Origin of the sequence: Epibacterium ulvae (assembly GCF_900102795.1) — a bacterium.
Lineage (GTDB): Bacteria > Pseudomonadota > Alphaproteobacteria > Rhodobacterales > Rhodobacteraceae > Epibacterium > Epibacterium ulvae.
Genome location: NZ_FMWG01000011.1, coordinates 88,348 through 109,755, shown reverse-complemented (window position 1 = coordinate 109,755; position 21,408 = coordinate 88,348). Strand labels below are relative to the sequence as shown.

Here is a 21,408-nt window from a genome sequence, read left to right as displayed (position 1 = left end):
AGACGGTTGGGGCAACGGTGTCCTGACATTGCCTGATGAGACATCGGGCCCCCAAGCAAAGCCGCTTGTTCCACCTGGGCGTTCCTCCTCCCTGCCCGGTCGGACCAAGCGGTTTTTTTATTTTCTGAATGTTTTCCGGAACATGCCCGGTGCAACACTGCCAAAGGACGCGATATGAAGAATATTCTAGCCACCCTATGTGCCACAACTGCCATTGCCAGCCCTGCTTTTGCAGAGCTTTTGGATGTGGAAAAAGACGAGCTGAAGTTTGGTTTTATCAAGCTGACCGACATGGCACCTTTGGCGGTGGCCTATGAAAACGGGTATTTTGAGGACGAAGGTCTGTTTGTGACGCTGGAAGCGCAGGCAAACTGGAAGGTTCTATTGGACGGTGTCATCGGCGGTGAGCTGGATGGCGCACATATGCTGGCGGGTCAGCCTTTGGCGGCCACGATCGGTTATGGCACCGAAGCCCATATCGTAACACCGTTTTCTATGGATCTGAACGGCAACGGCATCACCGTTTCCAACGAAATTTGGGAAGCGATGCTGCCACATGTTCCAAAAATGGAAGATGGCCGTCCGCAGCATCCAATCTCAGCTGAAACGCTGCTGCCTGTGGTGGAACAGTATAAAGACGAGGGTAAGCCGTTTAACATGGGCATGGTTTTCCCTGTGTCCACCCATAACTACGAGCTGCGGTATTGGCTGGCGGCAGGTGGCTTGCAGCCGGGATATTACAGCCCGGAAGATATCTCTGGCCAGATCGGCGCGGATGTTCTGCTGAGCGTAACGCCTCCGCCACAGATGCCAGCAACAATGGAAGCGGGCACGATTTATGGGTATGCGGTGGGTGAGCCGTGGAACCAGCAGGCGGTGTTTAAAGGCATTGGTGTGCCGGTGATCACGGATTACCAACTGTGGAAGAACAACCCTGAAAAAGTTTTTGGTCTGAGCGCGGAGTTCCAGGAAGAGAACCCAAACACGACAATCGCAATCACCAAAGCGTTGATCCGTGCGGCGATGTGGCTGGACGAAAACGACAACGCCAACCGGGAAGCCGCGGTTGAGATGTTGAGCCGGTCTGAATATGTGGGCGCGGACTATGACGTGATTGCAAATTCAATGACAGGGTTCTTTGAGTTTGAAAAAGGCGACCGCCGTCCAGCGCCGGATTTTAACGTGTTTTTCCGCTATAATGCGACCTATCCGTTTTATTCAGATGCGATCTGGTATCTGACGCAGATGCGCCGCTGGGGGCAGATTGCGGAAGCCAAGCCTGACAGCTGGTATGATGAGGTAGCAAAATCGGTGTATAAGCCAGAGATCTATCTGGAAGCGGCGCGCCACCTTGTCGACGAAGGTCTGGCCAATGAGGCGGATTTCCCTTGGGAAAGCGATGGCTATAAGGCCGCAACCCCGGCGGAAGATATCATCGACGGCGTTGCTTATGATGGTCGCACACCCAACGCTTATCTGGACAGCCTGCCCATTGGCCTGAAAGGCGAACAGAAAGTCGTTGGCAGTGACGTTCAGGGCTAATCTGAGCGGGATGGTATGACGACGCTCGCGCGGGGGAGACCCCGCGCATCGCCCCGCCCACCATCCCGATTACTGCTCTTTTTCTCCCGTTTTGACATGCGAAGGATACGCATATGACCACCGTCGACCCCGATTTTGCGGATCGCGAAGCCCGTAAAGAGCGCGTGTTTGCGCGCATCAACAAGCTGGATGCCTGGTTTAAGGTTCTGGGACTGGCCTGGATCACACCGATTTTAAAAGCGGCTGCGGGCGACAATCCCAAGGCGCAGATGAAAGACATCTGGCTTTTGCTGGGGGTGCCTTTGTGCGCCATCATCGGCTTTTTGCTGCTTTGGGGAACATTGGCGCCGAAGGTTCAGACCTCGCTTGGGGCCATTCCGGGGCCTGCACAGGTTTGGGAGCAGGTGGGCAACCTGCACCAAGATGCACAGCGTGAGTGGGATAAGGAAGTTGCCTTTTACGAGCGCCAAGAGGCGCGCAATGCAAAGCTGATTGCAGATGGCAAAGCCGATCGTGTGAAAGAGCGCGTTTATACCGGCAAGCCGACCTATTATTCGCAGATCTGGACTTCGATCAAAACGGTGTTCTTTGGGTTTTTGATTGCAACAGCGGTTGCGGTTCCGATGGGGATTGCGGCGGGTCTGTCCAAGACCGCAAATGCGGCGCTGAACCCGATTATCCAGATCTTTAAGCCTGTTTCACCTTTGGCCTGGCTGCCGATTGTGACGATGGTTGTCTCTGCGGTTTACACCACCAATGACGGTCTGTTCACCAAGAGCTTTTTGGTCTCGGCGATCACTGTGACCCTGTGTTCGCTCTGGCCGACGCTGATCAACACGGCATTGGGGGTTTCGACCATCGACAAAGATCTGGTGAACGTCTCCAAGGTATTGAAAATGGGCACCTATTCCAAGATCACCAAGCTGGTTCTGCCCTCTGCGCTGCCCCTGATCTTTACCGGATTGCGCTTGTCGTTGGGTGTGGGCTGGATGGTTTTGATTGCGGCAGAAATGCTGGCGCAGAACCCGGGGCTGGGCAAATTTGTCTGGGATGAATTCCAGAACGGATCAAGCCAGTCGCTTGCAAAGATCATGGTTGCGGTTTTGACCATTGGCCTGATCGGTTTCGCGCTGGACCGCCTGATGTATGCGATCCAATCTTTGTTCACCTTCTCAAATAACCGGTGATTGATATGGCTGTGCTTGAATTTAAATCGGTCAGCAAATCCTTTGGCGACGAGAAAGTTCTGAAAGACATTGATCTGAGTGTTGAAGAAGGTGAGTTTCTGGTTTTTCTGGGATTTTCTGGAACCGGGAAAACGACACTGATCAATCTGATGGCGGGGCTGGAGAGCCCCACCAAAGGCAGCGTCACCTATCGCGGCAAGGAGATCACTGGCCCTGGTCCGGAACGGGGGGTGATTTTCCAGAGCTACTCGTTGATGCCCTGGCTGACGGTTGCGGGTAATGTGGGGCTGGCGGTGGACACGATGTTCCCGAGCCTGTCCAAGACGGAGCGCGCCGACAAAGTTGCGCATTATGTCAAGATGGTCGGACTAAGCCATGCGATCACGCGACGCCCGGCTGAGCTGTCTGGCGGGATGCGCCAGCGGGTGAATGTGGCGCGTGCGCTGGCGATGGATCCTGAGATGCTTTTGCTGGATGAACCTTTGTCGGCGCTGGATGCGCTGACGCGGGCGAACCTTGCAGATGAGATCGAAGGGATTTGGGATGCAGACAAAAAGACCTGCGTTTTGATCACCAATGATGTAGATGAAGCTATTTTGCTGGCAGATCGTATCATTGCGCTGAACCCAGATGGCACGCTTGGTACTGAGTTCAAAGTGGGGTTGGAGCGTCCCCGAGATCGCGGCGCGATGAACACCAATGAGGCATTCAAGGCTTTGCGCGCGGAAGTGACCCAATATCTGATGGGTGTGGGGATTGCGGCCAAGGTGGAAGGCACAAAAGAACTGCCGAATGTGATGCCGATCCATGGGCTTCCTGCAGCCGTTACGGAAGCGGCAAAATCGCACACCGACGAGCGGTTCCTTGATTTCTCGCAGTTGCACAAAGTTTACCCGACGCCCAAAGGGCCGCTGACAGTGGTTGAGGACTTTGATCTGAAGATCAATAAGGGAGAATTTATCTCGCTCATTGGGCATTCGGGCTGCGGGAAATCAACGGTTCTGACCATGGCGGCGGGACTGAATCCGATTTCTAAAGGGGCGATTAAGCTGGATCGTACCCACGTTGAAGGCGCGGACCCTGAACGGGCCGTGGTGTTTCAATCGCCGAACCTGTTTCCCTGGCTGAGCGCGCGGGAAAACTGCGCGATTGGCGTGGATAAGGTCTATCCAAAGGCCTCACAGGCAGAGCGTCAGGACGTGGTGGAATACTACCTTGAACGTGTGGGGCTGGCTGATGCGATGGATCGCCCGGCGGCTGAGATGTCCAATGGGATGCAGCAGCGCGTGGGGATTGCGCGCGCCTTTGCCTTGTCGCCCAAGCTATTGTTGCTGGATGAACCCTTTGGGATGCTGGACAGCCTAACCCGTTGGGAGCTGCAAGAGGTTCTGATGGAAGTCTGGCAGCGCACCAAAGTGACCGCAATTTGTGTGACCCATGATGTGGACGAGGCGATTTTGCTGGCAGACCGCGTGGTGATGATGACGAACGGGCCACAAGCGACGATTGGCAAGATTGTTGACGTTGATCTGCCGCGCCCACGCACCCGCAAGGCGTTGCTGCAGCATCCGGATTATTACCAATACCGCCAAGATGTTCTTGATTTCCTTGAGGAATATGAACACGGGGCGAAACCAAAGCCAAAGGCTGAGAAAAAAGCCATAGCGGCGGAGTAAGATAATGACACAGAAGATTATTGTGATTGGGGCGGGTATGGCCTCGGGACGGATGCTGGAGCATCTGTTTGACGCAAACGCCGATGTGGCTGTGACCCTGTTTAATGCAGAGCCGCGTGGCAATTATAACCGCATTATGCTGTCGCCTGTTTTGGCCGGGGATCAGACCTATCAGGATATCGTGACCCATGACGATGACTGGTATGCTGACAATAAGGTCATCACTCGCTTTGGTGAAAAGATTGTCGCCATTGACCGCGAAGCCAAGACGGTGACCGCAGACAATGGTGATGTGCTGGCTTATGATAAGCTGGTGTTCGGGACGGGCTCTAACCCCTTTATGATCCCGCTGCCCGGTCATGATCTGGAAGGTGTGATTGCGTATCGCGATCTGGAAGACACTGAGCGGATGATGGGCCTTGAAGCCGGGCAAAAGGCGGTTGTCATTGGTGGCGGTCTTTTGGGTCTGGAAGCGGCGGCGGGTATGGCGGCGCGCGGCGTTGATGTGACGGTTGTGCACATCATGGGCCATCTGATGGAGCGTCAGCTGGATGAAGCCGCTGGGTATTTGTTGCGTAAAGCACTGATTGATAAGGGTATTACTGTAAAATGCGCCGCCAACTCCAAGGAAATCCTTGGTGAAGATGGCAAGGTGAAGGCGTTGTTGCTGGATGATGGCACCGAATTGCCCTGTGATCTGCTGGTGATGGCGGTGGGTATTCGCCCGAATGTGGCACTGGCACAAGAGGCAGGTCTGATGGTTGGCAAGGGCATCCATGTGGATGACCAGATGCTGACCTCTGACGCAGATGTGCTGGCGGTTGGCGAATGTGTTGAACACGATGGCGCGCTGTTTGGACTGGTTGCGCCTTTGTATGATCAAGCCAAAGTTGCGGCGCAGACCTTGATGGGCGAAGAGGCGGCTTTTGTACAAAAAGAGCTGTCGACCAAGCTGAAAGTCACGGGCTGTGATCTGTTTTCGGCTGGTGATTTTGCCGAAGCGGACGGGCGCGAAGATATCGTGTTCCGCGATCCTGCGCGCGGCGTTTATAAACGCCTCGTCATTGAGGAAAACCGCGTGGTGGGCGCGGTGTTTTATGGGGATACTGCTGACAGCAACTGGTTCTTTGGCCTAATCAAGGACAAGACCGATATTTCCGACATGCGCGACACGTTGATCTTTGGTCCGGCCTATCAGGGAGGAGACGCGCTGGACCCTATGGCGGCCGTTGCAGCCTTACCGCTTGATGCGGAGATCTGTGGCTGTAACGGCATCTGTAAGGGACAGATCGTCGAAGCAATTGAAGCGGGCGCAACCGATCTAGGGGCTGTGCGCGCAACCACCAAGGCAAGTGCGTCTTGTGGGACATGTACCGGGTTGGTGGAACAGGTTCTGGCGGTCACACTGGGGGATGATTTCCAGATGCCAGCGGCAGAGCCGATGTGTGGCTGCACGGATCTGACCCATGAAGATGTGCGCCGTCTGATCAAGAGCCAAGAGCTGAAAAGCATGGCTGCGGTGATGCAGGAGTTGGGCTGGAAAACATCCTGTGGTTGCGCCAAATGCCGCCCGGCGTTGAACTATTACCTGCTGGCAGATTGGCCGGTGGAATATCAGGATGACCCGCAAAGCCGGTTTATCAACGAACGTAAACACGCAAACATTCAGAAAGACGGCACGTTCTCGGTTGTGCCGCGCATGTGGGGCGGGATCACCACTCCGGATGAATTGCGCGCAATTGCGGATGCGGCTGATAAATACGAGGTGCCCACTGTTAAGGTGACGGGCGGCCAGCGGATCGATCTGTTGGGTGTCAAAGGCGAAGATCTGCCAGATATCTGGGCGGATCTGAATGCGGCGGGCATGGTTTCAGGCCACGCCTATTCCAAAGGTCTGCGCACGGTGAAAACCTGTGTGGGTACCGATCATTGCCGGTTTGGCACACAGGATTCAACCGGGCTTGGCATTAAGCTGGAGAAAGACCTGTGGGGATCCTGGACCCCGCATAAGTTGAAGCTGGGCGTGTCAGGTTGTCCGCGCAACTGTGCAGAGGCGACCTGCAAGGACATTGGTATCGTCTGCGTAGACAGCGGCTATCAGGTGTCGATCGGCGGCGCGGCCGGCATGGAGGTCAAAGAGACCAAATTGCTGATCCAGGTCGCCAACGAAGAAGAGGTGATGGAGGTGGTGCGTGCGGTGACGCAGCTGTACCGCGAGGGTGCTAAGTATCTGGATCGTATCTGGAAATGGATGGACAAGGTAGGGCTAGACTGGATCAAGGAGCAAATCGAAGATCTGGAGATCCGCAAAGCTGCTGCTGCGCGATTTGATCTGTCGCAATCCATCTACCGTCGTGATCCATGGGCAGATCATGTGAAGGAAAAAGCCGACACCTATAAGCCTATGAAAGAGATCAGACTGGAGGCGGCAGAATGAGCGAGTGGATTGATGTTGGGGCGCTCGATGATATCGCGCCCCGCGGTGCGCGCCTTGTAAAGACGCCGTTGGGATGTGTTGCGGTGTTTCGCACCTATGAGGATGAGGTCTTTGCGCTGGACAATGCCTGCCCCCACAAAAAGGGGCCTTTGGCAGAGGGGATTGTGCATGGGAAATCCGTGACCTGCCCGCTACACAATTGGGTGATCTCGCTTGAGACGGGGCAAGCACAGGGTGCCGATGAAGGCAGCGTGGCCACCTATCCAGCCCGTGTTGAGGATGGTCGGATCTGGTTGGAGCGTTCCTTCCTGCAGATGCGGACCGCAGCGGAATGAGCACCTGTACCACATGCCCGTATTGTGGTGTCGGATGCGGCGTGCTGGCAGGGGCGGATGGATCGATCAAAGGTGATCCAAACCACCCCGCCAACGCGGGGCGGTTGTGCTCCAAGGGAACAGCCCTTGGCGCCACCATCGGGCTAGAGGGGCGACTGCTTGCGCCCAGCCTGAAAGGCGCAGATGTCAGCTGGGATCACGCGCTGGATTTGGTGGCCCAGAAATTTTCAGAGGCAATTCGCGATCATGGTCCTGAATCGGTGGCATTTTACCTGTCAGGGCAATTGCTGACCGAAGATTATTATGTGGCCAATAAGCTGATCAAAGGCTTTATGGGATCGGCCAATATCGATACCAATTCGCGCCTGTGTATGGCCTCGGCTGTGGCGGGGCATAAACGCGCTTTTGGCACGGATACGGTTCCGGGCCAGTATGAAGATTTTGAACTGGCAGATACAATTGTGCTGGTTGGCTCCAATACAGCCTGGTGTCACCCGGTGTTGTTTCGCCGGATCGAAGCGGCCAAAGCCGCGCGCCCGGATTTGAAAATTGTAGTGATTGATCCGCGCCGCACAGCCACCTGCCAGATTGCGGATTTGCATCTGCCCATCCAAAGCGATGGCGACGCTGCACTGTTTAATCATCTGTTGTGCGAGATCAAAGCGCGGGACCTGATCAACCACGACTATGTAAATGCTCATGTGAACGGGCTGGAGGCGGCGTTGGGGGCTGCAGCGCAATCCACCGCATCGGTTGTGACGTGTGGTTTGAACCCAGACCAGATCAACGCGTTTGTGGATCTGTGGTGTAAAAGCGAAAAGGTTGTGACCCTGTTTTCGATGGGGGTGAACCAATCCGCGTATGGAACCGATAAGGTCAATGCGATCCTGAACTGCCATCTGGCGACGGGTCGGATTGGTCGTCCGGGTATGGGGCCATTTTCCATGACGGGCCAACCCAATGCGATGGGTGGGCGTGAGGTTGGGGGGCTGTCCAATATGCTGGCCAGTCATCTGGATTTGGAAAACGCCGATCACCGCGCGGCTGTTCAAGAGTTTTGGGCGGCGCCTGTAATGCCTGAAAAACCGGGTTTAAAAGCGGTTGATCTGTTTCGGGCCTGTCGTGATGGCAAGATCAAGGCGCTTTGGGTGATGTCGACAAATCCGGTGGTGTCTATGCCAGAGGCGGATTTTGTTGCTGAAGCGATCCGGTCTGTGCCCTTTACTGTGGGCTCTGACATCATTGCCAGAACCGACACGATGGACTGTGTGGATCTGCGCTTACCGGCTGCGGGCTGGGGCGAAAAATCCGGGACTGTCACCAATTCTGAACGGTGCATTTCGCGTCAACGTCCGTTTTTGCCGATGCCGGGAGAGGCGCGCGCGGATTGGGCGGTTTTGGCAGCTGTCGGTTGCCGTATGGGGTGGAAAGAAGCGTTTGATTATGCGTCACCCGCAGAAGTGTTTCGCGAACATGCGAGCCTGTCTGGTGTCTCTGGCGCATTGGGACGGGATTTTGATATCTCGGGCCTAGAGACGTTATCTGATGTGGATTACGATCATCTGACGCCTCAGGTTTGGCCAATTCCAGCGGGCTATGAGGTTGAGAACAAGCGCTTCTTTGCAGAGGGTAAGTTTTATCATCCTGATGGAAAGGCCAAGATGCTGCCAATCACGCCGCCGGAATTGGCGCAGCCTGAAGGTGAGACACTGCGGTTCAATACAGCACGGGTGCGGGATCATTGGCATACCATGACCCGGACTGGCCGTGCGCCGCAGTTGGGTGCGCATATGGGAGAGCCTTATCTGGAGGTTCATCCCGAAGATGCGCTGCGTTTGGGATTGCAGGCGGCGGGTCTGGTTGAGATCGAAAACAGCCATGGCCGCGCGGTGTTGCGGGTATTGATCACGGATCGTGTACAAAAAGGGGCGTGTTGTGCGCCGATGCATTGGACCGCACAAACCGCTGCGGCGGGGCGGGTGAATGCGCTGGTCACCGGGCGGGTTGATGCGGTGTCTGGGCAACCTGCGTTGAAAATGGCCAAGGTCAAAGCGCGGGCTTATCCGGCGGCGTGGTTTGGTTTTGCGGTGAGTGTCGCTGAAATGCAGCCAAACCGGCCTTATGCGGCGCTTGCGCGCAGCAAACAGGGCTGGCGGGTTGAGGTTGCCGGGCACAAATTGCCCCGTGATTGGGACAAAGAAGCCCGCAGCGTGCTGGGGGTGCAAAATGGCATCATCAGCCGGTTTGATGACAGTGCCAGTGGCATGGTGCGGATTGCAATTCATGACGGGGCACAGCTGTTGGGGGCCTTTTTTGCTGCACCAGAACCGGTGCAGGTGGCGCGGGCTGCAATTGCAGATCTGATTGGCAAGGATATCCCGGCGGCGCGGGTTCTGGCAGGGGTTCCGGGCCAAGATCAACCCGCCAAAGGGGCGATTGTCTGCGCCTGTATGGATGTAGGCCGGTTGGATCTGCAGCGGGCGATTGCGGCGGGGGCGGACAGTGTGCCTGCGCTTATGGAATGCACAAGCGCGGGCACAAATTGCGGATCCTGTAAGCCAGAGCTGGCGGATCTGATTGCACAACTTGACACACAAAGGATGGCAGCAGAATGAAAATGATCCCCGATTTAGAGACGCTGTTGCCTGCTGTTGCCTCTGGTAAGGTTGGCAAAATCAGCCTTGTTGGTGCTGGTCCGGGTGCGGCAGATCTGTTGACGCTGCGTGCCTTGCGGGTGCTGCAGGCGGCGGATGTGATCTATTTTGACCGCTTAATCGATCCTGATGTTCTGGAGCTGGCCAATCCAAAAGCGGCGCAGGTGTTTGTGGGCAAGGACGTGGGCGCCTGCGCCTGGCCGCAAGAGGTGATCAACCAGATGATTGTAGAGGCCGCCAAAGCGGGCCAGCATGTGGTGCGGTTGAAAAGTGGCGATCCATCTGTGTTTGGCCGCGCTGATGAAGAGCGTGCTGCCGCTGCCGAGGCGGGCGTGCCGTGTGAGGTTATCCCCGGAATTACAGCCGCCAGCGCGGCAGCTGCGGTTTTAGGTCAGTCTTTGACCAGCCGGGGGGAAAGTGACCGGGTGATCTTTGCCACGGGCACTTGCCGGGACGGCGATGAAGCGCCTGATGTGGCAGCACTGCTGCGCCCAGGCACGACAGTTGCGCTTTATATGGCGACACGGATGAGCGGCGCGTTGCAGGCACAGCTGATGGGGGCAGGTTTTCGCCAGGATATGCCGGTGGAGGTTGTGGCCTCTGCGAGTAAACCCAATGAGGCCGTGTTGCGCAGTACATTGGCAAAACTGTCTGAAGATATGCAGGAGCGTGGGATTTCGCATCCGGCGATCATCTTTTTGCGTTCTCCCAAACATGCGGATGCAGATCAGCGGTGTATAGATGCAAACAGCCTGATCACAGGCCAGACTGAGCACTAGCGCAAAAGTTCGTTGAGCATTTGGAAAGCTGCGCCTTGAGTTGAGGCGCAGCTTTTTTCGTTAGTTGCCCATGAGGCTGGGTAAGTATGTGACGATGCCGGGGAAAATTGAAATCAGCGCAACGCCCAGCAACAGAAGCAGGAAGAAGGGGAACGCGGCCTTGGCCACGCGCATGATGTTGATGCCGGTCATGCCTTGGATCACGAAGAGGTTGAAGCCGACGGGCGGGGTGATCTGGCTCATCTCGACCACAACCACCAGATAAATGCCGAACCACAAAGGATCGATCCCCACGGCCTGGATCATTGGCATGATGATTGATGTCGTAAGGACCACCACGGAAATTCCATCCAGAAAACAGCCAAGCACGATGAAAAACAGGGTGAGTGCCAACAGAAGCGCAGTGACAGAAAGGTCCATCGCGCCGATCCAGCTTGCCAGATTGCGGGGCAGTCCGGTGAAGCCCATCGCAACCGAAAGATAGGCCGCCCCCAGCAGGATAAAGGCAATCATGCAAGAGGTGCGGGTGGCGGACATCAGGGCTTCAAACAGCAGTTTCCAGCTGAATGCGCCGGAGGCCCAAGCCAGGATCGTTGCAAGCACAACGCCAAGTGCGGCCGCATCCGTGGGGGAGGCAAGGCCTGCGTAAATAGATCCGATCACGCCAAGGATCAAAAGTGCGACGGGTATCAGATTGCGCGAGGCATTGAGCCGTTCGCGCAGGTTGAAATGGCGCGCTTCATTGGGGATCAGGCTGGGGTTCATCCAGGCGCGCACCGCGACATAGCCTGCAAAAAGCGCAATGAGCATCACGCCGGGGCCAACGCCTGCGATGAACAGGCGGGCAATAGATTGTTCCGTGGCGACGCCATAGACGATGAGGATGATGGAAGGCGGGATCAACAGGCCTAAGGTGGCGGAACCTGCCAGCGTGCCAAGGATCAGGCTTTCGGGATAGCCGCGTTTCGTCAGTTCTGGCACCGACATGCGGCCAATGGTGGCCGCAGTTGCGGCAGATGATCCTGAAACGGCGGCAAAGATTGCGCAACCAAAGACGTTTACATGCAGCAACCGGCCCGGCGCGCGGCTGAGCCATGGCGCCAACCCGTCAAACATATCCTGACTGAGGCGCGATCTGAGCAGGATTTCACCCATTAAGATAAAGAGGGGCAGGGCGGTGAGGGCCCAGCTGTGGGAATGGCCCCAAAGCGTGGTGGCCATGACAAGGCCAGCCGGTGCATTCGAGAACAGAGACAAAGCAATAAAGGCCACGGTGCCAAGCGCGATGGCAACCCAAAGACCTGCACTAAGCAGCAGGATCAAGCCACCCAGCAAGACAAGAGCGATGAGAGGATCTGACATGGCTTAGACCTCATCCGCAGTAGTTAAGACAGAGCTGCGCGTTTGCACAAGATCGAACAGCGTATGTACCAGCGCGATCATCAAAAGGCCTAAACCAACCACCATTGGGGTTTGCGGTATCCACAAAGGCACTGGAATGATCCCGGTTGAAACATCACCGTAATGCAGGCTTTCTTGGACCAAGGCCGCGGAAAACCAAAGCGCTATGCCCGTGAACAGAAGGGCGAGCGTAAGGCTGAGCGCTTCTGCGGCGAGCATCAGTGGCGCGGGCAGGCGCTGCACGATCAGGTTTACACGGATATGACCGCCTGAGCGCAGCGTATAGGCCATCGCCAAGAATGTTGATCCTGCCAGCATAAAGCCTGAGAAATCCGCATATGATGGAATGGTGGTGGGAAAGGTGCCGGGAAACAAGCGCCCAAGCCCGTTCAAAACGATCTGAGCGCTGACCAGCAGGCAGATTGCTGCGATCAAACCGGCGCTTAGGATGCCCGCAGCCTGATAGAGGCGGGTTAGGAAAACACGCATAACGTAGCCTTTTTCACTGAAAGCTAAGAAAAGGCCCTGGCACTGCGTGCCAAGGCCTGAGATGGGGAACGATTGGATTACTTGTTGTAACCAGACAGGATCGCACGGGCTTCGTCTGAGGCTTTACTGTCCCAGCCTTCCAGCATCTTGCCACCGATGGCTTGCAAACCGTCTACCAGTTCAGCGCTGGGTTCGTAGACGGTGATGCCGTTTTCAGCGAGCTCTTTGGTTTTTTGTGCAGCTTCTGCGGCGGACATTTCCCAACCACGCGCCTCTGCGGCTTCGGCAGCGGCCAGAACGGCGGCTTGCTGGGTCTTATCCAGACGATCAAAGACACGCTGGTTTACCACAACGATGTTTTTTGGAACCCATGCGTTGATCGGGCTGTAGTGGGTTACAAAATCCCATGCGGTTGAGTTCACACCGGTTGAAGGAGAGGTGATCATCGCTGCGACCTGACCGGTTGAAAAGGCCTGTGGGATGTCAGCCGCTTCAACCTGAACCGGAGCGGCCCCTGCGAGGGCGGCGAACTCTTCCAGAGCCGCGTTATAGGCGCGGAACCGCAGACCGTTCAGGTCTTCAACTTTGGAGATTTCACCATTGGTGTACAGGCCTTGCGCGGGCCATGGTACGGAAAACAGTGGCTTTAGCCCTTGTTTGGCCAAAAGTTCGGTGATGACCGGCTTTTGCTCTGCCCAAAGTTTTTCGGCATCATCATAGCTGGTGGCCACAAAAGGCTGGCTGTCGACACCAAAGGCGAGATCTTCGTTGGCGAGGCGAGACAGAAAGAATTCCCCAATTGGAACCTGACGGGAGCGCACTGCGTTTTTGATTTCGGCGTGGGGAATCAGTGAATTTGCAGAATGTACGGTGATGTCCAATGCGCCATCAGTGGCGGTGCGCACCTCATCTGCGAACTGGATGATGTTCTGTGTGTGGAAGGTGCTATCACCATAAGGTGTTGGCATATCCCAGTTTTCTGCAAAAGCAGGTGCGGCGAAGGTGACGGCTGCGACCAAGGCAAACGAATGTTTCATTCTATGTCTCCCTGTAAGGATTGTTTGAGTGTGTTTTTTTACATTACATTGACAAATTGTCAGCGTTTTAAGCATAAAGCAATAACAAAGTTGATTCGCGGGAGAAAACGATGTCTGAACATGCAAATACGCAGTGGCAGTTCTGGGTAGACCGGGGCGGGACCTTTACGGACATCGTGGCAAAGACCCCCGAGGGAGATCTGCGCAGCCATAAACTGCTGTCAGAAAACCCTGAAGCTTATACTGATGCGGCTGTGCATGGGATTCGGACCCTGTTAGAGCTGAAAGCCGAAGATCCGATCCCACGCGGACGCATCCAAGCTGTGAAAATGGGCACAACGGTTGCGACCAATGCCTTGTTGGAGCGCAAAGGCGCGCCAACCGTGTTGTTGATCACCAAGGGCCTGCGGGATCTGTTGCGGATTGGTTATCAAAACCGGCCGCGTCTGTTTGATCTGAACATCGAGCTGCCCGAGCTTTTGTATGAGGATGTGATCGAAGTCGAAGAGCGTTTGTCTGCAGAAGGGGAGGTGATTACACCGCTGGACGCAGAGGCTGCACGCGCGGCCCTGGAGGCCGTTTACGCTCGCGGCCTGCGTTCGGTTGCGATTGCCTTGATGCACAGTTATCGCTTTTCAGATCATGAAAAAACGTTGGGTAAAATTGCGCGTGAGATCGGTTTTGAACAGGTTTCGCTGAGCCATGAAGCCAGCCCGTTGATCAAACTGGTGGGGCGCGGCGATACGGCGGTGGTGGATGCCTATCTTTCCCCGATTTTGCGCCGTTATGTGGATCAGGTGTCGTCTGCCTTGGATGCGGCGCAGGGGGGCTGTGATCATCTGATGTTCATGCAGTCCAATGGTGGATTGACTGATGCAAGCCTGTTTCAGGGGCGTGATGCGATCCTATCAGGCCCGGCGGGCGGTGTTGTGGGCATGGTGCGCAGCGCAGCTGAGCTGGGTTTTGAAAAGCTTATTGGCTTTGATATGGGCGGTACCTCAACCGATGTGTGCCACTATGCGGGCAGTTATGAGCGTTCGTTCGAAACCGAGGTGGCAGGCGTGCGGATGCGGGCGCCGATGATGTCGATCCATACGGTCGCGGCGGGCGGCGGGTCGATCCTGTCGTATCGCGATGGGCGGATGCAGGTTGGGCCAGAAAGCGCAGGCGCAAATCCGGGTCCGGCCTCTTATCGTCGCGGTGGCCCGCTGACGGTGACGGATTGTAACGTCCTTTTGGGCAAGTTGCAGCCAGATCATTTCCCCCATGTCTTTGGCCCCAACGGGGATGAACCGTTGGATGTGGCAGCGGTGCGCGAAAAATTCTCAGCACTTGCCGCTGAGATCGGCGGAGATCGCACGCTGGAAGAACTGGCCGAAGGGTATCTGCGGATTGCTGTTGAAAACATGGCGAATGCGATCAAGAAAATCTCGGTCCAGCGCGGCTATGATGTGACGAAATACACGATGAATTGCTTTGGCGGTGCGGGGGGGCAGCATGCCTGTCTGGTGGCGGACGCTTTGGGGATGGAAAGCATTTTTATCCACCCCTTTGCAGGTGTTCTGTCGGCCTTTGGCATGGGGCTTGCTGACATTCGCGCGATGCGTGAGCAACAGCTGGGCTGTGCGCTGGAGGATGTCGGTATTCAGGCGGCGCTTGCGGATCTGCGCAGCGGTGCGCGCGATGAGGTTGCTGCACAAGGTGTTGCGGATGCTGATATTGAGGTGCAGGAAACCGCATTGATCCGGCCACACGGCGCGCAGCAAAGCCTGTCTGTGCCGATTGGCACTCCGGCTGAAATGACAGCCGCTTTTGTTGAGGCGCATCAGCAGCGGTTTGGGTTTGCGCCGGATACGGATGATCTGATCCTGGATGTTCTGGTGGCGGAAGCCATTGGCAAAACGGGCGAAGCCGTGACCTTGCCTGCGCCCGAAGGGCAAAATACGGCTGAGACTTCGGTGCGGATGTTTGCGGGTGGTGAATGGCGTGATGTTCCGCTGGTCCAGCGCGAGACGCTGGCGGTCGGGCAATGTGTTCAGGGCCCGGCGATTTTGAGCGAACCCACTGGCACCAATGTGATTGAGGCTGGCTGGAGTGCGACCTGCGCAGAAGGGGGCAATCTGGTGTTGCGGCGCGAGGTTCCGCTGGAGCGCAGCGAGGCGATTGGCACGCAGGTGGATCCGGTGATGCTGGAGGTGTTCAACAATCTGTTCATGTCGATCGCAGAACAGATGGGCGCAACGTTGGCCAACACGGCCTATTCGGTCAACATCAAGGAACGTTATGATTTTTCATGTGCGATCTTTGATCAAAATGGCGACCTGGTGGCGAATGCACCGCATGTGCCAGTGCATCTTGGTTCAATGTCGGAAAGCGTGCGGACTATATTGCACCTGAATGCAGGCAAGATCCGTCCCGGTGATGTCTTTATGATGAACAACCCCTACAACGGCGGCACGCATCTGCCGGATGTGACGGTGATCACTCCGGTGTTTGATGTAGCGGGCGAAAATATCATCTATACGGTTGCCTCGCGTGGGCACCATGCGGATATCGGGGGCAAGACACCCGGATCAGCGCCACCAGACAGCCGCCATATCGAAGAAGAAGGTGTGGTGATTGATAATTTTGTGCTGGTTGAACAAGGCAACCTGCGGGAACAGGCGGCGCGCGATTTATTGCTTTCTGGGAAATACCCGTGCCGCAATGTGGATCAGAACATGGCGGATCTGGCAGCACAGATTGCCGCCAATGAGACCGGCGCTTCTGAGCTGCGCAAGATCACCGCGCAATTTGGGCAGGGTACAGTACAGGCCTATATGGGCCATGTGCAGGACAATGCCGAAGAAAGCGTGCGCCGGGTGCTGGATGTGCTGCATGATTGCAGCTTTTCTTACCCGCTGGATGATGGGGCACAGATTAACGTGGCGATCCGGGTCAACCGCGCCGCACGCACCGCTGAGATTGATTTCACCGGTACCTCTGATCAAAGCCCGTTCAACTATAACGCACCTTTGGCGATTTGCCGGGCTGTGGTGCTTTATGTGTTCCGCACGCTTGTTGGGGCTGACATTCCGATGAATGAGGGCTGTTTGAAGCCGCTGAATCTGGTGGTGCCAGAGGGCTGCATGATCAATCCAAAATACCCGGCTGCGGTGATTTCGGGCAATACCGAGGTGAGCCAGGCGATTGCGGATACGCTTTATGGTGCGTTAGGTGTGATCGCGGGCAGTCAGGGCACGATGAACAACTTTGTTTATGGCAATGACGTGCATCAGAACTACGAAACCATCTGTGGCGGCACGGGTGCAGGCGATGGGTTTGCGGGCACCAGCGCGGTTCATAGCCATATGACCAATACACGCATGACCGATCCTGAAGTTCTGGAAACGCGTTTTCCTGTGCGGGTCGAAGAGTTTTCGATCCGTCATGGATCAGGTGGGGCGGGTCAGACTGCAGGTGGAGATGGCATCGTGCGGCGTTTGCGCTTTAACGAGGCGATGACGGTGACGGTTTTATCCTCGCATCGCAAGATCCCGCCGCATGGTGCTGCCGGTGGTGCACCGGGACAGGTTGGAGAAAACAGTGTTGTGCGCAAGAATGGGCGTGAAGTGTCTTTGCAGGGCAATGATGCTGCGGAATTGGCACCCGGCGATATCTTTGTGATGAAAACGCCCGGCGGCGGAGGGTATGGCCGCCAATAACGTGTTTTCCTCTGCGGTTTGAATTGAGAAAGAGGGCAGCATTTGCCCTCTTTGAAAAGTGGAGTGCTGTGGTTTCTTGTGCATTTCACCTGCACGGCAAAGAGGGTGTTACCCAGCCCGATATGAAAATTAAGATAATTCATTTGGGCATTTAGGCAGCATATGTGACTTTTCTTAAAATAACTCCATTTGGAGAGCATATAGATGCCTTTACCCGAAATTTCCGGAAATTCGCCTAAGCGTCCTTTATCGCCGGTTGAAGAGAGTGCACCACCGCAGAAACGTGCGCGTGTTCATATTGAGACACCCGCGAACACTGGCCTGCATCGTGAAAAGCCAGAGGGCCTTTCACAAGGAGATATTTATTCTGAAGGCTTGAAGAAGAACGCCGCTGCTGCGCCTTCTCATGCGGTAGAGGTAAACACACCGGCTGAGAAAACATCACCCTCCCCAAAATACGAAACTTCGGACAAAAACCCTGTAAAGGGTCCTTTCAGTTTAGAAGAGGGGGCAAAAATGGCTCAAAAAATGCTGGATAATATACAGCATTTGCAAGATCCACCGAAGGATGATGTATCCAATTTAGGCTCCATTCAGGCAGTTATGAGCGCGAAGACGATACTTGAGGGAATAGCCGACCCAAATCTGGTTGAAGATGAATCAGAAGCAGATGATGATTATGTATCTGAGGTGTATGCGTATTTGGTGAATGATGAACCGGTTGGGTTGATGGTCGGCGAACAAAGAGAAACTTCTTACTATATCGCCGATATCGTTTCAGATCCTTATGCACGGGGTGCTGGCACCGCCCTGATTGAGAGGGCTGTAGATGTATCTGTGAAAGAGACGGACGGCGTACTAGAACTATGGGCATTGGATGAAAATGTTGTTCCGCAATATCAATCTCTTGGTTTTGAGTTGGAAGATGATACCCGGAATGAAAAGGGTAAGCTGAAGGATTTGAACATGACCCTGCAGCCAGAAGCCTCAGATAAATGGATTCGGTCAGATGATGGCGACCAAATCCAATATAAATATGCGAAGAATGCGGATGATCGGTATTTGACCGGCTTCGGCAAAGACTGACATTCTTCCAGAGTTATGAGGTTTGTCCATCCTCTGTCAGGCGTTTGCGCTTTAACGAGGCGATGACGGTATTGCCGCGTCATCGTAAGACCCCACCCTATGGTGTAGCTGGTGGCGCGCCTGTCACGGAATAAGGCCTCATACCTATTGGCATGAGGCCTTTTGATTTTTTTAGTTCAAGCGCATCCCGCTGTTGGGTTCAAAATACGAGACCTTGGCCAAATCGAATGCCAACGACAGAGGTTTGCCAGCCAGTGCAGAGGTTTCAGCATGGAGACGCGCTGTAACCTGCGCGCCGCCCAGATGAGAGGTGACATAGGTATCGGCCCCGGCAGGTTCGACCATCTCAACAAGGCATTCAGCCTCCTGTACGCTTGCCCCGGCCCGAAAGCCCGCCTCTGCGATGTCTTCGGGGCGCAGACCCAAGAGCACGTCGTTTGGCAGATCTTGATTGCGTGTATCTGTTAACTGCAAAGGCGCCCCATCGGCGCGGGTGATTTCAAGAATGGTCCCTGCACCGTTTTTACGCGTTTTTGCCGGGATCAGGTTCATCGCTGGCGACCCCATGAAATCTGCAACAAACAGATTGGCGGGCGTGTTGTAGATTTCTGATGGTGTTCCGATTTGTTGAATCACCCCGCCTTTCATCACCACAATTTTAGTCGCGAGCGTCATTGCCTCGATCTGGTCATGCGTCACATAGACCATTGATGCGCCAAGGTTTTGATGTAGCTTTTTGATCTCACTTCGCATTTCGACACGCAGTTTTGCATCGAGATTTGACAGCGGTTCATCAAACAAAAAGAGCTTTGGATCGCGCACCAGGGCACGCCCCATAGCAACGCGTTGCCGTTGGCCGCCGGAAAGCTGGCCGGGCCGACGGTTGAGTAGAGGCTCGATCTGCAGCTGCTGTGCGACCTCCTGCAATTTACGATCCTGCGTCGCAGCATCCACGCCACGCACCTTCATGCCAAAGGTGATGTTTTTCGCAACGGTCATGGTGGGGTACAGCGCGTAGGATTGAAACACCATCGCGATGTCTCGGTCTTTTGGGGTGACATCTGCCATGTCCCGGCCACCAATAGACAATGTGCCGCCAGTGATTGGTTCAAGCCCGGCGATACAGTTCAGAAGCGTAGATTTGCCACAGCCCGAGGGGCCAACCAGAACGAGGAAATCACCGGGATCAATAGAGACATTGATATCTTTGAGGATTTCAACCGAGCCATAGCTCTTGTGCAGATTTTTGATATCGAGAATAGGGGCCATTGGTTCAGCCTTTCACAGAGCCCGCAGTCAACCCGCGGATGAAGTATTTTCCGGCGACGACATAAACCAGCAAGGTTGGCAGGGCGGCGATGATCGCGGCGGCCATGTCGACGTTGTATTCTTTGACGCCGGTTGTTGAATTTACGATGTTGTTCAAAGCGACCGTCACAGGTTGTGTGCCAGCCTGGCTGAATGACACGCCAAACAGGAAATCATTCCAGATCTGGGTAAACTGCCAGATCACAGTGACCACGATAATGGGCAGTGAGAGGGGCAGGAAAATGGACCAGAAAATCCGAACGAACCCGGCTCCATCTACTTTCGCGGCCTTTACCAGTTCATTCGGGATTGTGACGTAGTAGTTTCTGAAAAACAGCGTGGTGAAACCCAGTCCGTAGATGACATGGACAAAGATCAGTCCCGAAATACTGCCCGCTAGGCCCATTTCTCCAAGGACGCGTGCCATTGGCAACAAGACGACCTGAAACGGGATGAAGCACCCAAACAGCATCAGAGAAAAGATCAGGTTTGATCCGCGAAAACGCCATTGTGCAATGACATAGCCATTGAGGGCCCCCAAAAGCGTTGAAATTGCGACCCCTGGAACTGCGATTAGGATTGAATTCCAGAAATAGGGTTTTAACCCTTCGCATTGGATGCCCGTACAAGCGCCAGACCACGCGGTGCGCCAGGCCTCGAATGTGACCTCACGCGGCAATGATATCAAAGAGCCCGTGCGAATTTCTTCTAAGCTTTTCAATGACGTGGTGACCATCACAAAAAGCGGCATCAGATAGTAAAGGGCAAAGAGCCCCAAGAATAGGTAGAGACTAAACCGAAGCGCCAACCGGCCCCAGGCGATGCCTCGGGGGTGGGTTTCTGCGGGGCGAGACATGGAAAGATCAATCATGTTTGGCTCGCAATTCTGAATAGAGATAGGGAACAACAATGGCAAAGACGACCATCATCATGATCATTGCGGAACTTGCCGCTTGTCCGATGTCACCGCGCGAAAAGGCCATAGCGTACATGTAGGTTGCTGGCAGATCGGTCGAGTAGCCGGGTCCACCACCTGTGAGGGCAATCACCAGATCAAAGCTTTTGATCGCCAGATGTGCGAGCACAATAAAGGCAGACAGGAAAATCGGCGCCATGGAAGGGATGATAATCGCGCTATAGATGCGCCAGGTGGGGATTCCGTCGACTTGGGCGGCTTTGATGATTTCTTCATCTACCGACCGAAGACCAGCCAGAAACAGGGCCATGACAAATCCAGAGCTTTGCCAAACCCCGGCAAGCACCACAGTATAGATCGCGAAATCCGGGTTCACGAGCCAATCAAAGGTAAAGGTTTCAAAGCCCCAACCCCGTACCATGTTTTCCAGACCCAATCCGGGATTTAGAATCCATTTCCATGCGGTTCCTGTGACAATCATCGACAGCGCCATGGGATATAGGTAGATTGTGCGGATTACGCCTTCGCTGCGCACTTTTTGATCCAGAAAGATTGCAAGCAACAGGCCCAGCAGCATCGCAATCACGATGAACAAGGTGCCAAAGACAAAAAGATTGTCCATCGCCGTATCCCAGCGCGGGCTGGCAAAGAGTTTTTCGTATTGTACAGTGCCCTTTAATTCATAGCGCGGCAGCAGTTTTGAACGGGTAAAGGAGACCCAGGCGGTCCAACCGATAAACCCGTAAACAAATAGCATGATGGCGATGAATGAGGGGGCAAGCACGGCTTTGGGCAGGTGAGTTTCCAGCCAGTCAGACATGATGTCCTCCATAGGTCCGTCCCCACGTTCACTCTGT

The 21,408-nt window shown here is 55.0% G+C and carries 15 protein-coding genes; 9 read left to right on the top strand and 6 right to left on the bottom strand.

Translation table 11 applies throughout. The annotated features are described in order from the left end of the window. The first annotated feature begins 174 nt into the window (after positions 1–174). The 7 genes from BLP79_RS15700 (at position 175) to cobA (ending at position 10,610) form a co-directional block, all read left to right on the top strand. Positions 175–1,542 (top strand): CmpA/NrtA family ABC transporter substrate-binding protein, encoded by a 1,368-nt coding sequence (locus BLP79_RS15700; RefSeq protein ID WP_090220551.1) that lies wholly within the window; start codon positions 175–177, stop codon positions 1,540–1,542. 113 nt (positions 1,543–1,655) lie between these two features. Continuing rightward, positions 1,656–2,729 (top strand): ABC transporter permease, encoded by a 1,074-nt coding sequence (locus BLP79_RS15695; RefSeq protein ID WP_090220549.1) that lies wholly within the window; start codon positions 1,656–1,658, stop codon positions 2,727–2,729. 5 nt (positions 2,730–2,734) lie between these two features. Continuing rightward, on the top strand, positions 2,735–4,405 hold the full coding sequence (locus tag BLP79_RS15690; protein ID WP_170830509.1) for an ABC transporter ATP-binding protein: 1,671 nt from the start codon (positions 2,735–2,737) through the stop codon (positions 4,403–4,405). Between the two features lie 4 nt (positions 4,406–4,409). Next, positions 4,410–6,842 (top strand): nitrite reductase large subunit NirB, encoded by a 2,433-nt coding sequence (gene nirB, locus BLP79_RS15685; protein WP_090220546.1) that lies wholly within the window; start codon positions 4,410–4,412, stop codon positions 6,840–6,842. Further along, the gene (gene nirD, locus BLP79_RS15680) at positions 6,839–7,177 is read left to right on the top strand and encodes a nitrite reductase small subunit NirD (RefSeq protein WP_090220544.1); all 339 of its coding nucleotides are present in this window, start codon (positions 6,839–6,841) and stop codon (positions 7,175–7,177) included. The genes nirB and nirD overlap by 4 nt, the downstream gene beginning before the upstream one ends. Continuing rightward, positions 7,174–9,792, top strand: a complete 2,619-nt coding sequence (locus tag BLP79_RS15675) for a nitrate reductase (protein ID WP_090220542.1) — start codon at positions 7,174–7,176, stop codon at positions 9,790–9,792. The genes nirD and BLP79_RS15675 overlap by 4 nt, the downstream gene beginning before the upstream one ends. Beyond that, positions 9,789–10,610 carry a uroporphyrinogen-III C-methyltransferase gene (gene cobA, locus BLP79_RS15670; protein WP_090220540.1) on the top strand — a complete coding sequence of 274 codons (822 nt, stop codon included), beginning with the start codon at positions 9,789–9,791 and terminating at the stop codon, positions 10,608–10,610. Before BLP79_RS15675 ends, cobA begins: the two co-directional genes overlap by 4 nt. 60 nt (positions 10,611–10,670) lie before the next feature. On the opposite strand, the gene BLP79_RS15665 is transcribed toward cobA, so the two are convergent. From BLP79_RS15665 to BLP79_RS15655, 3 genes are all read right to left on the bottom strand, one after another. Next, complete coding sequence (locus BLP79_RS15665) at positions 10,671–11,972, bottom strand: TRAP transporter large permease (protein WP_090220538.1); 1,302 nt, start codon at positions 11,970–11,972, stop codon at positions 10,671–10,673. Between the two features lie 3 nt (positions 11,973–11,975). After that, positions 11,976–12,500, bottom strand: a complete 525-nt coding sequence (locus BLP79_RS15660; protein WP_090220536.1) for a TRAP transporter small permease — start codon at positions 12,498–12,500, stop codon at positions 11,976–11,978. 77 nt (positions 12,501–12,577) lie between these two features. Next, positions 12,578–13,537 carry a TRAP transporter substrate-binding protein gene (locus BLP79_RS15655; RefSeq protein ID WP_090220534.1) on the bottom strand — a complete coding sequence of 320 codons (960 nt, stop codon included), beginning with the start codon at positions 13,535–13,537 and terminating at the stop codon, positions 12,578–12,580. Between the two features lie 110 nt (positions 13,538–13,647). On the opposite strand from BLP79_RS15655, the gene BLP79_RS15650 reads away from it, so the two are divergent. Beyond that, positions 13,648–17,241 (top strand): hydantoinase B/oxoprolinase family protein, encoded by a 3,594-nt coding sequence (locus BLP79_RS15650; RefSeq protein WP_090220533.1) that lies wholly within the window; start codon positions 13,648–13,650, stop codon positions 17,239–17,241. Positions 17,242–17,445: 204 nt separating this feature from the next. Then, positions 17,446–18,327, top strand: coding sequence for a GNAT family protein (locus tag BLP79_RS15645; RefSeq protein WP_090220532.1), 882 nt, complete (start codon positions 17,446–17,448; stop codon positions 18,325–18,327). Between the two features lie 171 nt (positions 18,328–18,498). Here the strand turns inward: BLP79_RS15645 and BLP79_RS15640 are convergent, their stop codons facing one another. Genes BLP79_RS15640 through BLP79_RS15630 form a run of 3 tightly spaced genes read right to left on the bottom strand, consistent with a single transcriptional unit; the run spans position 18,499 to position 21,371 of the window. Further along, entirely contained in the window at positions 18,499–19,596 is a 1,098-nt protein-coding gene (locus BLP79_RS15640) for an ABC transporter ATP-binding protein (protein WP_090220531.1), read from the bottom strand. A gap of 4 nt (positions 19,597–19,600) precedes the next feature. Next, positions 19,601–20,506, bottom strand: a complete 906-nt coding sequence (locus tag BLP79_RS15635) for a carbohydrate ABC transporter permease (RefSeq protein ID WP_090220529.1) — start codon at positions 20,504–20,506, stop codon at positions 19,601–19,603. Beyond that, positions 20,499–21,371, bottom strand: coding sequence for a carbohydrate ABC transporter permease (locus BLP79_RS15630; protein ID WP_090220601.1), 873 nt, complete (start codon positions 21,369–21,371; stop codon positions 20,499–20,501). The genes BLP79_RS15635 and BLP79_RS15630 overlap by 8 nt, the downstream gene beginning before the upstream one ends. Between the last annotated feature and the right edge of the window lie 37 nt (positions 21,372–21,408).

Excerpts from the sequence above, each read along its gene's own strand:
- BLP79_RS15690 (WP_170830509.1), top strand. The coding sequence starts at position 2,735 with ATGGCTGTGCTTGAATTTAAATCGGTCAGCAAATCCTTTGGCGACGAG.
- BLP79_RS15675 (WP_090220542.1), top strand. The coding sequence starts at position 7,174 with ATGAGCACCTGTACCACATGCCCGTATTGTGGTGTCGGATGCGGCGTG.
- BLP79_RS15635 (WP_090220529.1), bottom strand. The coding sequence starts at position 20,506 with ATGATTGATCTTTCCATGTCTCGCCCCGCAGAAACCCACCCCCGAGGC.
- nirB (WP_090220546.1), top strand. The coding sequence starts at position 4,410 with ATGACACAGAAGATTATTGTGATTGGGGCGGGTATGGCCTCGGGACGG.
- BLP79_RS15695 (WP_090220549.1), top strand. The coding sequence starts at position 1,656 with ATGACCACCGTCGACCCCGATTTTGCGGATCGCGAAGCCCGTAAAGAG.
- nirD (WP_090220544.1), top strand. The coding sequence starts at position 6,839 with ATGAGCGAGTGGATTGATGTTGGGGCGCTCGATGATATCGCGCCCCGC.
- BLP79_RS15660 (WP_090220536.1), bottom strand. The coding sequence starts at position 12,500 with ATGCGTGTTTTCCTAACCCGCCTCTATCAGGCTGCGGGCATCCTAAGC.
- BLP79_RS15655 (WP_090220534.1), bottom strand. The coding sequence starts at position 13,537 with ATGAAACATTCGTTTGCCTTGGTCGCAGCCGTCACCTTCGCCGCACCT.
- cobA (WP_090220540.1), top strand. The coding sequence starts at position 9,789 with ATGAAAATGATCCCCGATTTAGAGACGCTGTTGCCTGCTGTTGCCTCT.
- BLP79_RS15700 (WP_090220551.1), top strand. The coding sequence starts at position 175 with ATGAAGAATATTCTAGCCACCCTATGTGCCACAACTGCCATTGCCAGC.
- BLP79_RS15630 (WP_090220601.1), bottom strand. The coding sequence starts at position 21,371 with ATGTCTGACTGGCTGGAAACTCACCTGCCCAAAGCCGTGCTTGCCCCC.
- BLP79_RS15645 (WP_090220532.1), top strand. The coding sequence starts at position 17,446 with ATGCCTTTACCCGAAATTTCCGGAAATTCGCCTAAGCGTCCTTTATCG.
- BLP79_RS15665 (WP_090220538.1), bottom strand. The coding sequence starts at position 11,972 with ATGTCAGATCCTCTCATCGCTCTTGTCTTGCTGGGTGGCTTGATCCTG.
- BLP79_RS15650 (WP_090220533.1), top strand. The coding sequence starts at position 13,648 with ATGTCTGAACATGCAAATACGCAGTGGCAGTTCTGGGTAGACCGGGGC.
- BLP79_RS15640 (WP_090220531.1), bottom strand. The coding sequence starts at position 19,596 with ATGGCCCCTATTCTCGATATCAAAAATCTGCACAAGAGCTATGGCTCG.